General features: G+C 71.4%; 14 protein-coding genes. 8 read left to right on the top strand and 6 right to left on the bottom strand.

Translation table 11 applies throughout. The features are described from left to right. The first annotated feature begins 118 nt into the window (after positions 1-118). Entirely contained in the window at positions 119-1558 is a 1440-nt protein-coding gene (locus tag FB559_RS31210) for a HEAT repeat domain-containing protein (RefSeq protein WP_221640252.1), read from the top strand. On the opposite strand, the gene FB559_RS31205 is transcribed toward FB559_RS31210, so the two are convergent. Genes FB559_RS31205 through FB559_RS31195 form a run of 3 tightly spaced genes read right to left on the bottom strand, consistent with a single transcriptional unit; the run spans position 1482 to position 4157 of the window. Then, the gene (locus FB559_RS31205) at positions 1482-2354 is read right to left on the bottom strand and encodes an FAD:protein FMN transferase (RefSeq protein WP_221640251.1); all 873 of its coding nucleotides are present in this window, start codon (positions 2352-2354) and stop codon (positions 1482-1484) included. The genes FB559_RS31210 and FB559_RS31205 overlap by 77 nt on opposite strands. Further along, entirely contained in the window at positions 2351-2794 is a 444-nt protein-coding gene (locus FB559_RS31200) for an FMN-binding protein (protein ID WP_141960311.1), read from the bottom strand. Before FB559_RS31200 ends, FB559_RS31205 begins: the two co-directional genes overlap by 4 nt. A 10-nt stretch (positions 2795-2804) precedes the next feature. Beyond that, positions 2805-4157 carry a ferredoxin reductase family protein gene (locus FB559_RS31195; RefSeq protein ID WP_141960309.1) on the bottom strand — a complete coding sequence of 451 codons (1353 nt, stop codon included), beginning with the start codon at positions 4155-4157 and terminating at the stop codon, positions 2805-2807. A 184-nt stretch (positions 4158-4341) separates the two neighbouring features. Here FB559_RS31195 and FB559_RS31190 point away from each other — a divergent pair, with 184 nt between their 5' ends. The 4 genes from FB559_RS31190 to FB559_RS31175 all read left to right on the top strand — a co-directional run bounded on the left by FB559_RS31190 (position 4342) and on the right by FB559_RS31175 (position 9020). Beyond that, positions 4342-5091, top strand: coding sequence for a response regulator transcription factor (locus FB559_RS31190; RefSeq protein ID WP_141960307.1), 750 nt, complete (start codon positions 4342-4344; stop codon positions 5089-5091). 7 nt (positions 5092-5098) lie between these two features. After that, positions 5099-6553: a sensor histidine kinase gene (locus tag FB559_RS31185; protein WP_141960305.1), complete on the top strand. Its 1455-nt coding sequence runs from the start codon at positions 5099-5101 to the stop codon at positions 6551-6553. A gap of 134 nt (positions 6554-6687) precedes the next feature. Beyond that, a complete protein-coding gene (gene asnB / locus FB559_RS31180; RefSeq protein WP_141960303.1) occupies positions 6688-8529 on the top strand; it encodes an asparagine synthase (glutamine-hydrolyzing) in 1842 nt (613 codons plus the stop codon). Between the two features lie 2 nt (positions 8530-8531). Continuing rightward, positions 8532-9020, top strand: coding sequence for a MarR family winged helix-turn-helix transcriptional regulator (locus FB559_RS31175; RefSeq protein WP_141960301.1), 489 nt, complete (start codon positions 8532-8534; stop codon positions 9018-9020). A 22-nt stretch (positions 9021-9042) separates the two neighbouring features. Here the strand turns inward: FB559_RS31175 and FB559_RS31170 are convergent, their stop codons facing one another. The 3 genes from FB559_RS31170 to FB559_RS31160 form a co-directional block, all read right to left on the bottom strand. Next, positions 9043-10143: an Rv3169 family protein gene (locus FB559_RS31170; RefSeq protein WP_141960299.1), complete on the bottom strand. Its 1101-nt coding sequence runs from the start codon at positions 10141-10143 to the stop codon at positions 9043-9045. Positions 10144-10147: 4 nt separating this feature from the next. Beyond that, positions 10148-11284: a phosphotransferase family protein gene (locus tag FB559_RS31165; protein ID WP_141960297.1), complete on the bottom strand. Its 1137-nt coding sequence runs from the start codon at positions 11282-11284 to the stop codon at positions 10148-10150. A 260-nt stretch (positions 11285-11544) separates the two neighbouring features. Further along, a complete protein-coding gene (locus tag FB559_RS31160) occupies positions 11545-11811 on the bottom strand; it encodes a hypothetical protein (protein WP_141960295.1) in 267 nt (88 codons plus the stop codon). A gap of 263 nt (positions 11812-12074) precedes the next feature. Here FB559_RS31160 and FB559_RS31155 point away from each other — a divergent pair, with 263 nt between their 5' ends. The 3 genes from FB559_RS31155 to FB559_RS31145 all read left to right on the top strand — a co-directional run bounded on the left by FB559_RS31155 (position 12075) and on the right by FB559_RS31145 (position 16598). Beyond that, positions 12075-15017 carry a beta-glucosidase gene (locus FB559_RS31155; protein ID WP_185792476.1) on the top strand — a complete coding sequence of 981 codons (2943 nt, stop codon included), beginning with the start codon at positions 12075-12077 and terminating at the stop codon, positions 15015-15017. Between the two features lie 153 nt (positions 15018-15170). After that, positions 15171-16157: a sigma-70 family RNA polymerase sigma factor gene (locus FB559_RS31150; protein ID WP_141960291.1), complete on the top strand. Its 987-nt coding sequence runs from the start codon at positions 15171-15173 to the stop codon at positions 16155-16157. Between the two features lie 9 nt (positions 16158-16166). Further along, positions 16167-16598 (top strand): nitroreductase/quinone reductase family protein, encoded by a 432-nt coding sequence (locus FB559_RS31145; protein ID WP_141960289.1) that lies wholly within the window; start codon positions 16167-16169, stop codon positions 16596-16598. Positions 16599-16792 lie beyond the last annotated feature (194 nt).

Here is a 16792-nt window from a genome sequence, read left to right as displayed (position 1 = left end):
GTCAGCTGAATCTTTCCTCACCGTCAACTCCCTGTAAATGTCCTTATCCGGACAGGCCGTTTGGTGGCTCTGTACACCGGACGGGCGGCACGAACGTCTTCTTCAGGGGAGGAGCGGCGTGGGCACCGAACATCAGATCACCTTCTTCCTGCGGGAGTCGGCGGAGCCGGACCCTGAGCGGCGGGCGGCCGCCGCCAAGGGACTCGGCCGCATCGGCCGGGCCGAGCACGCTCAGGTCCTCGTGGACGCGGCCCGCGACCCCGAGCCCGTCGTACGCGCGGCCGCGGCGCTCGGTCTCGGCCGCCTCGGCGTCCCCGGCACCGGTGACGTGCTGATCGGCCTGATGGCGGACGCGGACCCGCGAGTGCGCCGCCGGGCCTCGGTCGCCGCCGACCGGCTCGCGCTGACCGGCCCGGCCGTCACCGAGGCGTTCGGTCGGCTGCTGTCGGACGAGGACCGCCACGTACGGCTCAACGCACTCGCCGGGCTGATCCGGCTGGACGCACCGGGCGATCTCCGCGTACTGGTGCGGCTGCTGGGCGACCCTGAGCCCGCCATCTGGGGACATGCGCTCAAACTGGTCAGCGCCCGGATGGGCGAGGAGGCCGTGGTGGCCGAGGTGCTGCGTACGGCCCGGCAGGGTTCCGTCGCGGCACGCGTGAAGGCGCTGGAGATGCTGCCCGCCCGCTACACGCCGCGGCTGCGCGACTCCCTGCTCAGCGGCCTCCGCGGTCAGGCTCCCGAACTACGTGCCGCCGTGGCGCGCAGGCTGGCCGACGAACCGGGCACGGCCGGCGTCCTGCTGGCGGCGCTGGAGCACGAACGGGATCCGGACGTCGCCCGGACGCTGCTCCACGCGCTCGCCCGCTCGGGCGATCGCCGCGCCCTGACGATGGCGGTCCGATGGCTCGGCCACCCCACCGTGGGCCCGCTCGCCGTACGGGCACTGGCCCGCATCGGCACGCCGTCCGCCGTACGGCATATCAAGTCGGCCGTCACCCGGTCGCCCCATCCCTACGTGCGGGCGGTCGCGGCCAGTGTCCTGGGCGAGCTCGGGGACCAGCGGACCGCCGGCCTGCTGCTCCTGCTCATCCGCGATCCGGACGAGCGGATACGCATCGGGGCACTGGACGGCCTGCGGCTGCTGGGCGACCAACGGCTGCCGCGCTCGAAGCGCCGCGCGGTGGTGGAGGAGCTGGTGGACCTCCTCGTGGCCGACCCTGGGCTGGCCTGGCACACCCGCAACGCGCTGACCGGCTACCCCGAGGCGCTGCCCAGGCTCAGGGGCCTGGCGGACCACCCGTCGGGCGAGGTACGGGCGGCGGCGCTGTCGCTGCTCCACGAGGCCGATGTGGACCGCTTCCTCGCGCATCTGGACGACCCTGACGAACCCGCCCGCTACCACGCCACGCTCGGGCTCGGCCGGTACGTACGGGAACACGGCGCGCTCCCACCAGGCGGGGACCGGGCGATCGAGCTGCTCACCGCGCTAACGGCCGACGACTCGCGCCGTACGCGGCAGAGCGCGGCCGAGGTGCTCGACGCCCTCCGGCGCTGACATCCGGGATCGGCGGCGTCGCGGCCGGGCGGTGCGGTAACCCGACTTCGTCCGCCGCGGCCGGGCGCAGGCCGCTCGTCGTCCAGCTCCGGCCGTCGGCGGCCACGGCGTACGCCTCGTGGCCGGGCAGTCCTTCGATCCAGTCGCGGGCGGCGTCGCCCATGACGAAGGCCGCGGTCGCGTACGCGTCGGCCGTGGTCAGATCGGGCCCCACGACGGTGACCGACGCGAGGCCCTCCGCGGGCAGGCCCGTACGGGGATCGAGGATGTGGGCCCCGCGCTCGGCCGTTCCCGAGGTGGCGACCGCCAGGTCGCGCCCCACGACGACGGTGCCGACGGCACCGGGCCGCAGCGGGTCGGCGATGCCGATCCGCCAGGGCCGGCCGGGTTCCGGACCGCCGTCGAGTCGCAGGTCGCCTCCGCCGTTGACGCTGTGGTTGCGGGAGCCCGCACGGCGCAGCATCTCCGCGGCCGACTCGACGGCCCAGCCCTTGACCACGCCCGACGGGTCCAGAGTCCCGGACGCGTATGCGCTGAAGCAGCCGGCGGTGGCCTCCCGCAGCCGGTCGCACAGGCCGAGGATCTCCCCCACCTCCGGTGCGCACCCGGCGAGCGTGACGTCGCCCCGGGCCAGCCGGCTGATGTCGCTGCCCGGCCGGTACGGGGAGAACGTCGCGTCCATCCGGTGCAGCCAGGCGACGACGTCCTCCAGGACGGCCGCGGGGACGTGAGGGGGACGGAGATCGAAGGAGAAGACGGTGCCCATGCAGTGCTCCACGTGCCGCCGGGCCGTCATGAGCGCGCCTTGTCCAGCGCGCTCTGCAGCGACCGGATGTACCCCTCGCTGGTGTAGGTCGCGCCGGACACGGCGTCGATCCGCGCGCTCTGCGCGGACAGCGCCTCCTGGGTCAGCCGCGGCACGGCGAAGTCGTTGATCTCACGGTCGCGCTGGTTGCCGTCGGGGAGCCGGAGCGCCGTGACCTTGGTGATCTTCCCGTGCGTCAGCGTCACCTGGAGCTGGACCGGGCCCCACTGCGTGTCGATGCTGCTTCCCTGGACGGTACGGGTGCCGGACGAACCGTTGCCGGACGTGACGCCGGGGCTCGGCCCCGCCGCCGTACCGGTGCTCGTGTCCGTGACACCGCCCGCCGCCTGACCGGCCGGATGGGTCTTGAAGCCGAGCAGGAGGACCAGGCCGGAGATCGTCCCGGCAATGGCGAGGATCGCCCGTTTCATGTGTTCCTCCTCAGAACGCGAACGACTCGTGGTGGATCCGGTGTCGCGGGACCCCGGCCGCGCGCAGCGCCGTGGTGGCGGCGGCCGTCATGCCGTCCGGGCCGCAGAGGTACACGTCGTGCCGGGGAAGGTCCGGAACGAGCCGGGTCAGCTCCGCCGGCGCCAGCGGGTCCGCGCCGAGCTCGGCGCGTGAGCCGGCCAGGACGTACACGGCCGCTCCCCTGGCCCGCGCGATCGCCACGAGCTCCTGCTCGAACACCAGGTCGGAGCGGCGGGTGGCCCGGTACAGGAGCGTGATCTCGCCGGGGCCGCCGGGCAGCGTCTCGAACAGCGTCCGCAACGGCGTGATCCCGACCCCGCCCGCCAGGAGCAGCACCTTCCGGCTCCGTCGCCGCCCTTCGGTGAACGACCCGTACGGCCCCTCGGCGAAGACCCGGGTGCCGGGCCGTACCCGGGTGAGCGCCGCGCTGTGGTCGCCGAAGTCCTTCACCGTGATCCGGAGCAGGTCCGGTCGTACGGGTGCGGACAGCGAGTACGGGTTGGCCGCCCAGCCGAGCTCCCGGGTCAGGAACCGCCAGCGGAAGAACTGACCGGGCTCGGCACCCAGCTCGTGCAGGCGTCTCCCCCGGACGTAGATCGACACCACCCCGGGTGCCTCGCGGTGCACTCCGGCGACGCGCAACCGGTGGACGACCGCCCGGCGCAGGGGCGTGACGAAGCGGTACCAGACGAGCAGGCATCCGACGCCGAGGTAGAGCAGGGCCCAGGCGGCGCGGGCGGCGCGGTCCGCCATGAAGTCGGCGCCTGTCGCGAACTGGTGGCTGAACGCCAGCGCGATCGCGAGATAGGTGTAGAAGTGCAGGTAGAACCAGGTCTCGTAGCGCATACGCCGCCGGGCGGCACGCATGGAGACGATGCCGACGCCGACGAGGAGCAGGCCCGCGACCGTCGCCATGAGCACATCCGGGTAGCTGAGGAGGAGCGTCGCGGTCTGGTGCACGACACCGGTGTGCGCGGTGACGGCGTACCCCCAGATGATCAGCAGGGGATGCACCACGACGAGCCCGACCATGTACCGGCCGCCCATCGCGTGCCATCGCGCGAGCCGGTCCGTCCCGACGCCGCGTTCGAGCGCGGGGACCCGCGCCATGAGCGCGAGCAGCACGACGGCCGCGTAGCCGGCGAGAAGGCCGGTGACACGGCCGGCATTGGTGATCCAGTCCCCGGCGTTCGTGATCGCCGGGGTGTCGTGCCACCACAGCGCGGTGATCGCCGCGGCGCCGGCGGCGACGGGCACCAGCACGTATGCCGGGCCGGCACGGACCGGGCGGCGGGTGGTGACCCGGCCGTCGAATGTCGTCACAGGCTCCCCCGAGTGAGCGGTTGGTGGAGGTCCCCACCCTGCTGCCGGTTCCTGTGGATTCCTTCTGAGGCGCCTGTGTACGGCCGGTCACCCCACCGTGACCAGTGCGTTTGCCATCCTTCAGAGGTAATTCTGAAGAAACCCCCAGGTACGCCGCAGCCGCCAGGGGCAGGGTGGGACCACGATGAACGATCCCGATGCGTCGCCCCGGCCGCGGCACCCGATCATGACCCGTCCCGACGGGTCCCCCGTACGCGCGCTCGTGGTCGACGACGAGGCGAGCCTCGCGGAGGTCCTCGCCAGCGTGCTGCGCTTCGAGGGCTGGGAGGTGCGGACCGCCGGCGACGGCGCCGACGCGATCAGGGCCGCACGTGAGCTCCGGCCGGACGCGGTCCTGCTGGACGTGATGCTTCCGGACATGGGCGGCCTGGACGTCCTGCGGCGTCTGAGGGCGGACAACCCCTCGGTCTGCGTGTTGTTCCTCACCGCCCGCGACGCGGTCGAGGATCGCATCGCGGGGATCACGGCCGGCGGAGACGACTACGTCACCAAGCCCTTCAGTCTCGAAGAGGTCCTCGCGCGGCTGCGCGGCCTGCTCCGGCGTACGGGCCGCGCTCGCGGCCAGGGTGGCGACGCCCTCACCGTGGCCGACCTCACGATGGATGAGGACGCCCGCGAGGTACGCCGCGGCGGTGACCTGGTCGAGCTGACGGCCACCGAGTTCGAGCTCCTCCGCTACTTCATGCGGAACCCGCGCCGGGTGCTGTCGAAGGCCCAGATCCTCGACCGGGTGTGGAAGTACGACTTCGGCGGCCAGGCGCACGTCGTCGAGCTGTACGTCAGCTATCTGCGCAAGAAGATCGACGCCGGCCGTGAGCCCCTCCTGCACACGGTGCGCGGCGTCGGCTACGTGCTCAAGCCGCCCATCAGATGAGATCCGCATGAGTTTCCGCATCCGCACCCTCCGCGGCCGGCTCATCGCCGGGCTGCTGGTGCTCCTGACCGTCGCCTGCGCGGTCGTCGGCCTGGTGACGACGCTGGCCCTCCACGCGTTCCTGGTCGCGCGGCTCGACCAGCAGCTCACCGCGGCGGGCACCCGCTACGCCGTCAACCTCGAACATCCCGATGGCGCCGGCGACGCCGACCGGGAGCACGGACAGGCCGTGGGCACGTTCGGCGCCCGCCTCATCGACGGCCGGATCACGCAGTGCGGCGTGGTCAGCGACCGGGGCGGGCAGCTCGTGCTGGAGACGGCGGACCGGCAGAGGCTGGCCGGGCTGGCCGCCGGCTCCGGACCGGAGACGATCGACCTGGAGGCCCTCGGCGAGTACCGCGTGATCGCGGCGGCCGGTCAGGACGGTGACGTCCTCATCACCGGGCTGCCGATGCACGGCCTGGAGCAGACGCTCGATCGCGTCGAGGTGACCGAACTGATCGTCTTCGGGGCGGTGCTGCTGGGCACCGCCATCGCCGGCACCGTCTTCGTACGGCTGACGCTGCGGCCACTGCGCCGGATCGCCGCCACCGCCACGGAGGTCTCCCGCCGCCCGCTCGGCAGCGGCGAGATCGCGATGCCCGGCCCGGTTCCGTACCGCGACCCCGGCACGGAGGTCGGCCAGGTCGGCATCGCCTTCAACCGCATGCTCGAACACGTCGGATCGGCGCTCGCCCAGCGGCACGCGAGCGAGGACCGGCTCCGCCGCTTCGTCGCCGACGCGAGCCACGAGCTGCGGACCCCGCTCGCCGCCATCCGGAGCCACGCCGAGCTCGCGGGCCGCGACGCCGACGGGTCCGGGCCCGAGGTCAGGCACGCCCTGAGCCGGGTCGAGGCCGAGTCCGCGCGGATGGGGCATCTCGTGGACGACCTGCTCCTCCTGGCGCGCCTCGACGCCGGACGGCCGCTGGCCCACGACCAGGTCGACCTGACCCGGCTCGCGATCGACACGACGTCCGACGCACGCGCGGCCGGACCGGACCACCGCTGGTCGCTGGACCTGCCCGGCGAACCGGTGGTGCTCCAGGGAGACGAGTACCGGCTGCACCAGGTCCTCGGCAACCTGCTCACCAACGCCCGCACGCACACGCCCGGCGGTACGAACGTCACGGTGCGGGTGGCGGCCGACGAGCCCGGCACCGTCACGCTGGAGGTGACCGACGACGGTCCCGGCGTCCCGGCCGACCTCCAGGAGAAGGCGTTCGAGCGCTTCGTCCGCGGCGACGACTCACGCTCACGCAGGGCGGGCAGCACCGGCCTCGGGCTGGCCATCGTCTCCGCCGTCGTCCAGGCGCACGGAGGCACGGTGACGCTGACGAGCGCACCCGGCCGGACCGAGATACGGATCCGGCTGCCCGAGCGCGCGAGCCCCGCCCAGGCCGGCGGCACGGCCCAGCCTTGACGATCACCCTGAGTGACGGTGACTTGCAGGGATGACGTAACATGAAATTTACATAGGCGGGTAATGTAATTAGGCGGTAGGTGATCACAGAGCCACTGAACGTACGGATCAGGCGACGCTCGTTGGAGGTACTCATGTGTGGAATCTGCGGATGGGTGTCGTTCGGGCGCGATCTGCGCGCGGAACACGCCGCCGTGGAGTCGATGACCGAGACGATGGCCTGCCGCGGCCCGGACGACCATGGCACCTGGGTGACCGAACACGCGGCGCTCGGCCATCGCCGGCTGGCGATCATCGACCTGCCCGGCGGTCGTCAGCCGATGAGCGTGCGGACGCCGAACGGGCCGATCGTGATGGTGTACTCCGGCGAGGCCTACAACTTCACCGAGCTGCGCGAGGAGCTCATCGGCCGCGGTCACCGGTTCCACACCGACTCCGACACCGAGGTCGTCCTGGTGGCGTACCTCGAATGGGGCGACGCGTTCGCCGAGCGGCTCAACGGCATGTACGCCTTCGCGATCTGGGACTCCCGCGAGAACAAGCTCGTCATGGTCCGTGACCGGATGGGCATCAAGCCCTTCTACTACTACGAGACCGCCGACGGCGTGCTGTTCGGCTCCGAGCCGAAGGCGATCCTGGCCAACCCGCTCGCGGAGCGTGCCCTGACCCTGGACGGCGTCCGCGAGCTGTTCGCCTTCGTCAAGACGCCGGGGCACGCGGTCTGGGAGGGCATGCGCGAGGTCGAGCCGGGCACCATCGTCACCGTCCGTGCCAACGGCCTGCGCACCACGCGCTACTGGACGCTGGAGACCCGCGAGCACACCGACGACCGGGACGCCTCGGTCGCGCATGTCCGTGAGCTGCTCGAGGACATCGTGCGCCGGCAGCTCGTCTCCGACGTGCCGCGGTGCACTCTGCTCTCCGGCGGCCTCGACTCCTCCGCGATGACGGCCATCGCCGCCCGGCAGCTCGCCGAGACCGGTGAGACGGTCCGCAGTTTCGCCGTCGACTTCGTAGGCCAGACCGAGAACTTCGTGCCCGACGACCTGCGCGGCACACCGGACACTCCGTACGTGCACGATGTCGCGGCCATGTCGCACACCGAGCACCAGGACATCGTGCTCGACTCCGACCAGCTCGCCGACCCGGACGTGCGCTCCAAGGTCATCCGGGCCCGTGACCTCCCGGCGGGTCTCGGCGACATGGACGCCTCGCTGTACCTGCTGTTCAAGGCCATTCGCGAGCACTCCACCGTGGCGCTGTCGGGCGAGTCGGCCGACGAGGTGTTCGGCGGCTACCAGCAGTTCTTCGACCCGAGGGCCCAGCGGGCCACCACGTTCCCCTGGCTGGTGCGCTTCGCCGATCACTTCGGCAAGGACGACAGCATCCTCACGCCCGACCTGACCGAGGCTCTGGACCTGCCGCGCTACATCCAGAACGCCTACGACACGTCCGTGGCCGCGATCGAGCGCCTCGACGGTGAGAGCGACTTCGAATGGCGCATGCGCAAGGTGTGCTACCTGCACCTGACGCACTTCGTTCGCATCCTGCTCGACCGCAAGGACCGCGCCTCGATGGCGGTCGGCCTCGAGGTACGCGTGCCGTTCTGCGACCACCGGCTGGTGGAGTACGTCTACAACGCGCCCTGGTCGCTCAAGACCTATGACGACCGGGAGAAGTCCCTGCTGCGCGGCGCGACGCGCGACGTGCTGCCGCCGTCGGTGGCGGACCGCGTCAAGTCCCCGTACCCGTCCACACAGGACCCCAAGTACGCGGTGAAACTCCAGGACAACGCGCGGGAGTACCTGTCCACGCCGGGGCATCCGGTGTTCGACATCGTCAGCCACGACTGGCTCGCCAGGGCGGTCGAGATCGAGACGCCGCAGATCACCCAGGCGTCGCGCCACGGTCTCGAACGCAGCCTCGACCTGGCTCTGTGGCTGGACATGTACAAACCCACGCTGAAACTATCCTGAGCATGACTGCGCGGACGGTGGGTGCCGAAGAGGCGCTGGACGTCGTGATCGCGATGCACCGTCTCATGCGCCGTCTTCGCCGGGCCGGTAACACCGGCGCGGTGCACCCGACCCAGCTCATCGTCCTCGCACTGCTCATGCAGTACGGCCCGCTGCGCGTCGGTGAGCTCGCCCGGCGCGTGCCGTGCTCGCAGCCGACCGCCACCACCGCGGTGGCCGGTCTGCTCGCGGCCGGGTTCGTCGACCGCGAGCCGGACCCGACGGACGGCCGCGCGATCCGCGTGGCCGCCACCGACGCCGGCCGCGCCATCCTGCAGTCCTTCGCGCACGGCGAGGCCGAGGTCCTGTCCGCCTTGATGTCGGCGATCCCGGAAGAGGACGCACGCCTCCTTCTCACGGCGGCGCCCGTCCTCAGCACGCTCGCCGACCTGCCCGCACCGCCGAGCCTGGGCCCCGTGCCGGACGGCGACTCACCGCTCCCCCACGCGTGAGCGCCACGGCCCGGCCGGCAGGTCAGGGGGCGAGGGTGAGCCAGTCGGTGAAGCCGCTCGGGTCGTGCCGGCCGAGTGCGCCGTGTTCGAACAGGCCGTAGCCGGTCGCACCCTCGCAGGTGGCGCGGCCGACGTGGTCGACCACGCCGAACATCATCTTCCCGGCGACCTCCGGGGACCCGAGGTCGTAGGTGACGCGCTCGGTGAACCCCGGGCCCTTCCACATGCCGTGGGACCAGTCGCCGTCGCCGCTGTAGCCGGCGCCCAGGTGGAGCGCGACCGGCAACAGTGACTCGACCTCCAGCGTGACGGGCCTGCCCTCCGCACCGGTGCAGCGGATCACGGCTCCGGTCGGGATCCGCGTACCGGAGGCGTAGGAGATGTTCACCTGGGGCCAGCCGAGCTGCTCGACCCGGCCGTCACGCCACACGCGGGTGCAGTCGTTGAGGGTGCGGAAGCCGTCCGGGTCCTCCTGGATGATCAGCACCATGGCGTAGTCGTCGAAGCGCAGCGGCATGTAGAGCCACCACATGCCCTCGAACGGCGGGTCCGCCGGCCGGCCCGCCGGCACGGCCTCGCCCACGGGACGGATGCCCCACGAGCGGTCGCGGGCGCCGACCCAGCGGTCGGGCGTCACCGCGATCTCCTCACCGTCGATGACGATCGAGCCGGACCAGGTGCCGACCTGGGCGAAACGCTGCGCGTCGAGGGTCACGCGGCTGCCGTGGCGCAGGATGTGCGGCTGCTCCTGTACGACGTCGAACGACCCTTCCCAGGTCAGGTCGGCCGCGATGCCCTCGGTCTCCTCCAGGACGATGCGCAGCTTCTTGAGCGGCTCGACGACCTCGATCCGATAGCCGTTGACCCGCTGGTTCAGGCGGTCGTCGTCGATCGCGTCGCCCAGGTGGACGGCCGTCTGCATGTCGCCCCGCCGGACCAGCAGGAAGGCGTCCTTGGTGCCGAGGTTGGGGTACCAGCCCAGCCCGCTGATCACGAAGATCTCGCCCGTACGGTCGTGGGCGTTGAAGTAGCAGCGGTCATAGAAGTTGCGGTCGCTGGTCGCCGCCCAGGTCACCGGGAGCGGCGCCTGGTGGATCGGATACTCGTCGAGAGGGCTTACCACGTCTCTACGCACCTACCTCGTCCAGGAGCCTGACGACCAACGGCCGGTGATGCATCAGGGTCTCGGTGTCGTCAGGACGCTCGATCTCACCGAAATGGATCTGCCGCGCGCCCGTTCTCAGGAAGACGATGCACCACCGCACGGCGTTGTACACGTGGTACCACCGCAGATCGCCCAGGGTGACACCGCTTAACCTCTCGTACGCCGCCGTCACGTCCTCCTCTCGGAGAAAGTGTGGCATACCCGGCAGGGCCAGCATCTCGGCGAGCGACTCGAAGACCTGGTGAGCGAAGATCAGCCAGGAGACGTCGAGCTCACGGGGGCCGATCGCGGCCATCTCCCAGTCGAGCACGGCGACCGGCTCGAAGTCGCGGTAGATGATGTTGCCGACCCGCGCGTCGCCCCAGCTGAGGACCGTCTCGCCGGTCTCGGGCAGGTGCGCCTCGAGCCAGGCCAGCCCCCGCTCGACGAGCGAGGAGGGGCCCGTCCCGGGCACCGCGAAGTCGTACCACGCCCTCGTGCGCGCCAGGTTCCGCGCGAGCAGGGTGTCACCGGCCCTCCCCTGCCGCGGGGTGAGGAAGCCGAACGTGGACTGTGCGTCGGGGATGGCGTGCAGTTTGGCGATCACGTCCACCGTGCCGTCCTGCAGCCGGCGGTGATCTTCGGGTGAGGCGTCGAAGAGCCAGTTGTCGCCGAGGTTGTAGGGCAGCACGTCGCGCGGGATGTTTCCGTCGACGTGGTCCATCAGGAAGAACGGGGTGCCGAGCACCGACCCCGTGGGCTCCATCCACCGCAGCCGCGGTATCGGCACGTCGGTCAGCTCGCCGACCAGCCGCATGGTGTCGTACTGGTCCTGCAGTGCCTGCTCGGGAAAGACCGGGATGTCCTCGGCGGCCGGCGTGACGCGAGCGACGTAACGGCCGGCCTTTTCCCGGCCGTCCTCGTTCCAGGTGGCTTCGAGGAACAGCGTCTCCGCCGACATGCCGTTGTCGTCGACCCCGTCGCGCATCACCACGCCGGGGTCCGGCCGTTCACCGGGCAGTACGGTCGCCAGCCACCGGGTGAGGTCGGAGGAGAGCGCACTCGGATCGCGGCCGGAGCGCTGCAGTTTCAGGTCGGCGGATGGGCGTGGGTGGTCCATGAGAACTCCCTGCGAGCCGGCACGAAAGCGGCCGATCGTTAATGACCTGCATTGCAGCGGAAGCCCGGTAGAACAGGTTCTAGAGTCGTCCGTAGATTACATCGCACGTGCCGAAGAAGACACAGTGAATCCTTGGCTACGCGATCTTCGCCAGGCCCGGCCACGGCAGGGCCATGGCCCTCGTCTCCCCTGTCTCCCGCGCCGGCACGCCCGCTGTGCCCGGCTTCGCGAGCCTAATGCCGGGTGACCGTAAGGCCCCGTCAGGAAGGCTCTCCGCCGTCGCGCGATTCGCCGTCATGCGATTCGCCGTCGCGCGATTCGGCGGCATCGTCGATGGTGAGCACCACCGCGAGGCCGGCCACGATGAGGACGACGTACGTCACGACCTCGTGGTCGCGGAGGTACGGCGTCGCGTGCGCGGCGCGCGCCACGATGCCGAACAGACCCCAGCCGAGCCACCAGTGCGCGATCCCCGCCAGCCCGCCCAGGATGAGCAACCCGCCCAAAGTCTCCAACGGCTTCTTCATACGGCGACGCTAGGCGACGCCGACCGCGCGGGGCAGTGGCCGATGGTCTGAGTCGTCGCGACTTCGGTCGATCGATGCCGCTCGGGCGCCCGGTCCCGGCGGGAGCGGTCGTGTCCAGCGGTCAGACCGGATCCGGCCGAATCACGCCGCCGCCCGTACCGCCCGGCGACACTTCTGCCCAAGTCCGCCGACCGCCGCCCCATCCGCCGAGTGAAAGATCCGCCGTTCGCACCCTCCGCCTCGCCACTGGAAGGGCCCCGCTCATGCCCGCTTCCTCCGTCTCTCCTCTCCTGTACGGACGGACGCGGCGCGCCCTCGTCATGGCCGCCGCCATCCTGCTGACCGTTCTCGGCCTCGGCCTCCGCCCGGCGGCCGCCGAGGCCCGGCCCTCGTCGTACGCCTGGGGCAAGGGCACGCTGACCGGCCCCGAACTGCGCGCGCTCGTGTCCCAGATGACGCTGCCGGAGAAGATCGGCATGGTGCACGGCAGCGCCGACACCACCTGCTCGACGACCCTGCCCGAGGGGTGCGTGGGTCAGGCCGGCTGGATTCCGGGCGTCGCCCGGATCGGCGTACCGCCGCTGCGGATGACCGACGGGCCCGCCGGCGTACGGCTCGGGCACGTCGAGACCGCGATGCCGGCACCGGTCGGGCTGGCCGCGACCTTCGACACCGGCGCGGCACGGACCTACGGGAAGACCGTCGGCGCGGCCGGGCGGGCGACGGGCCAGGACGTCTGGCTCGGCCCCATGATCAACCAGGTGAGCTACCCGACCGCGGGCCGCAACTTCGAGACCCTCGGCGAGGACCCGTACCTGGCCGGCAGGCTCGCCGCCGAGGAGGTGACCGGCGCGCAGAGCCAGGGCCTGGTCGCCGAGCTCAAGCACTACATCCAGAACGACTTCGAGAACGGCCGCGGTGCCACCAGCGTCGCCATCGACGACCAGACCTTCCACGAGACCGAGCTGGTGGCCTTCGAGGCCGGTATCAAGGCCGGCGCCGGCTCGATCATGTGCTCCTACAACCGGATCAACGACATCTACGGCTGCGGTGACGACGACACTCTCATCAAGGTGCTGCGCCAGCAGCTCGCCTTCACCGGCTTCGTGCAGTCCGACTGGGGCGCGGTGCACAAGATCACCGATCTGGTCAACGGGACCGACATCGAGCAGCCGAGCGGTCGCAACCTCACCGAGGCCGCGCTGACCGACGCGGTCACGGGCGGCACTCCGGAGGTCGCCGCCACCGCCGACTTCCCCGCCTACCCGGCGATCTCCGCCGACCGGTGGAAGTCGGCGCTGGACACCGCGATCTTCCACATCCTTTCCACGATGAACGAGGCCGGGCTGCTGGAGGGCACCCAGTACGGGTCCCACTTCGACGGCACACCGGTGCCGTGGGTGCCGGCCCGCCCGAGCCTGGCGAGCCTGCGGGCGTCCGACGCCGCGACCGCACGATCCGTCGCCGCCGGCAGCGCCACCCTGCTGCGCGACAAGGGGCACATCCTGCCGCTGTCGCGCGCCGGCGCGTCGAAGGGCCTGGTCGTCATGGGCCCGACCGCGATCGCGCCCTATTACGGCGGCGGGGGCAGCGCCCACGTCACGCCCTACGACGGGTCGGCCGGCCCGTACGAGGCCATCAAGGCCCACGCGGGATCGGCGGTCTCCTATGTCCCCGGCTACGACCTGGACGGCCGGACCGTGCCGTCCTCCGCGCTCACCGCGCCGGACCCCGCCGCGAACTACCCCGACTGGACCCTGACCCCGGCCGACGCGGAGTTCGCCGGACAGCATGGTCTGCTGCGGCAGCAGACCACCACCGACCCCGTCGCGTCCGGCGCGCAACCGGTGCTCGCGACCGGCGGCGCACCCGACCGGCTCGACACCACCGTCGACCGCAGCGGCGGCACCGCACTGCCGCCGGGTACGGCGTGGCGCTGGTCGGGCCTGCTCACCGCGCCCGCCGACCCCGGCGGGACGGGGTGGCAGCTCAAGGTCGCCGTGCAGAACCAGGCCGGCGCGCAGCTGTTCGTGGACGGGCTGGCCACCACGTCGCGTCCGATCAACATCGGTGCCTACCCCACCGCGCCCTCCTCGTCCTACGCGTCGCTCGGTGAGGCCGCCCGCTCCCACGATCCGGCCGACCCGGGACTCCAGCAGGCGACCTACTCGGTGAACCTGACCGCGGGACAGCAGCTCCACCTGGACCTGCGGGTGACCGCCGGCGCCAAGCCCACCGACGTGCGGCTTCGCTGGGTGCCGCCGGACAACCAGGCCCAGGCGATCGCCAAGGCCGTGAGCGCCGCCAAGTCGGCGAAGACGGCCGTGATCTTCGCCTATGACGAGGGCACCGAGGGCTCGGACCGCGGCGGGTCCGATCAGGCCGCCGGGCTGTCGCTGGCCGGCTACCAGAACGACCTGATCAAGGCGGTCGCGCAGGCCAACCCGGACACGGTCGTGGTGCTGAACACCGGCGACGCCGTGCTCATGCCGTGGGCCGGCGACGTGAAGGCGATCCTGGAGATGTGGTACCCCGGCCAGGAGGGCGGGGCCGCGACCGGCGACGTCCTGTTCGGCCGGGTCGACCCGGGCGGGCGGCTGCCCATCACGTTCCCCGCGAGCGCCCAGCAGACGCCCATGTACGACCCGACGTGCACCGACACCTCGGCGACCGGAAACTGCCCGATGTATCCGGGCGTCGTCGGCCCGAGCCCGTTCCTGCCCGGAGCGACCACCAGTTACCGCACCATCACCGGCATGAAGGTCAACGGCATCTACGAGGGCTACCGCTGGTACGACAAGAAGGACATCGCTCCGCTCTATCCCTTCGGGCACGGCCTGTCCTACACCGGTTTCGCCTACGGCGGGCTGCGGACGGCCCCGACCAGGTCGGGCGGGCTCGTGGCGAGCTTCAACGTGACCAACACCGGCGCGGTACGCGGCTCGGAGACCCCCCAGGTCTACCTCGGTCCCTCCTCCGCCATGCCGGCGAACGTCCAGCAGGCGGTCGCCAAGCTGGTCGGCTTCGAACGGATCTCCCTCGCCCCGCACCAGACCCGGCACATCACCGTTCACGTCGACCGGGAACAGCTGTCCTCCTGGTCGACCGCCAGGAACGGCTGGCAGCTCGGTCCCGGTAAGCGGACCCTGTGGATCGGCTCGTCCTCCCGCGACCGGCGGCTGCACACCACGGTGGACCTGCGGTAGCCCCGTACGTTCCCGTCAGGACTGGTGACCTCGTACGCGGGAGAGCGATTCCTTTCGGCGGCGACGGCGGTCTGTATTACCGAGGCCCTTCTCTGGGCGCCGGTAATACAGGTCCCGTCAGGGCGGAGGGGATCCAGGAATGGCGAGGATACGGTGACGACGGAACGGTCAGAGGAATTCGTGGAGCGCACCGAGCCGTTCCGGCGCGAGCTGCTCGCGCACTGCTACCGCATGCTCGGCTCGGTGGACGAGGCCGAGGACCTCGTCCAGGAGACGTACCTGCGGGCATGGCGTTCGTACGACACCTTCGAGGGCCGCTCCTCGCCGCGTACCTGGCTCCACCGCATCGCCACCAACGCCTGCCTGTCCGCGCTCGAACAACGCACCAGGCGGGCACTGCCCTCCGGCCTGGGCGGCCCCGCCGAGGATCCCGATGACATGCCGGCGCCGGCCGGGCCCGAGGTGGCATGGCTGGGGCCGGTACCGGACACCCTGGTGACCTTCGGGACCCAGGACCCGGCCACGATCCTCACGACGCGTGACAGCGTGCGGCTCGCGCTCGTCACCGCCCTGCAGTACCTGCCGGCCCGGCAACGCGCCATACTCCTGCTCCGGGAGGTGCTGGGCTTCAGCGCCCCCGAGGTGGCGACCATGCTCGGCACCTCGACCGCGGCGGTCAAGAGCGCGCTGCAACGAGCCCGCGCCCGGCTCGACGAGGGCGCTCCCGCCACCGAGATCATCACCGAACCGCACGCCCGGGACCTGCTCGGCCAGTACATCGCCGGTTTCGAGAATGCCGACATCGCGGCCCTGGAAAAAGCGCTGCGCACCGACGCCGCCATCGAACTGGTGGGCACGCGGACGTGGTTCTCCGGCAAGGTGACGTGCCTGCGCTACCTCGCGCACGTGATCGGATCTCCTGGCGACTGGCTGATGACCCCCACCGGCGCCAACGGCCAGCCCGCCGCGGCCACCTACCACCGCACCGACGACGGAACCCATCACGCCCTCGGGGTCGCCGTTCTCACCGCCACCCCCGCCGGGATCTCCCGCATCACCGTCTTCCCCGGCGGTCCCGGCCTCGTGGCGAGATTCGGCCTTCCCCCCTCCCACCACAGCCGCCGGTCGTACAGAGACTGAGGAGAAGCCATGCCTGCCGTGCCGACTGACGAGGAGTTCCTCGCCTACAACCAAGGCGTCATCAGCGAGTTCCGCGCCAATCGCGGCGTGGTGAGCCAGCCGCCGTTCCCGATCCTGCTGCTGACCACGGCCGGGGCGCGGACAGGACGGCGAACGACCGTGCCGGTCGGCTTCGCGGTCGACGACAGGAACCGCGTGTTCGTGGTGGCCTCCAAGGCGGGCGCCCCGCGGCATCCGGCCTGGTTCCACAACCTGCGAGCCGACCCGGCCGTGACGGTCGAACTCGGCGACGGCTCCTACCAGGCCAGGGCCGTCGTGACCGCGGGCGAGGAGCGCGAACGGCTCTACCGCATGGTCTCCGACGGCACCTCCGCGTACGAGAAGAACACCGAGCGGGTGTTCCCGGTCGTGGTCCTCGAAGGCGTTCCCGCCCCCGCCTGACCGGCTCATCCGCCCTGGCCGAGCCGCCAGTGGTTCACTCCGTCCCGAGGCGCCGGCCGTGCCCAGGGCGACCCCGAGGCCGGGGCGTACGTGGCGATCCGCCCTTGGTACCGCAACGGGTAGTTCCCGCGTCAATAGTTGAACGTTAAGCTTTCTCCCAGAGCCCGCGCGACAAGCGGCCGCGGGCCTTCGCG

Origin of the sequence: Actinoallomurus bryophytorum (assembly GCF_006716425.1) — a bacterium.
Taxonomy (GTDB): domain Bacteria; phylum Actinomycetota; class Actinomycetes; order Streptosporangiales; family Streptosporangiaceae; genus Actinoallomurus; species Actinoallomurus bryophytorum.
This window is presented reverse-complemented; position numbering and strand designations above follow the sequence as displayed.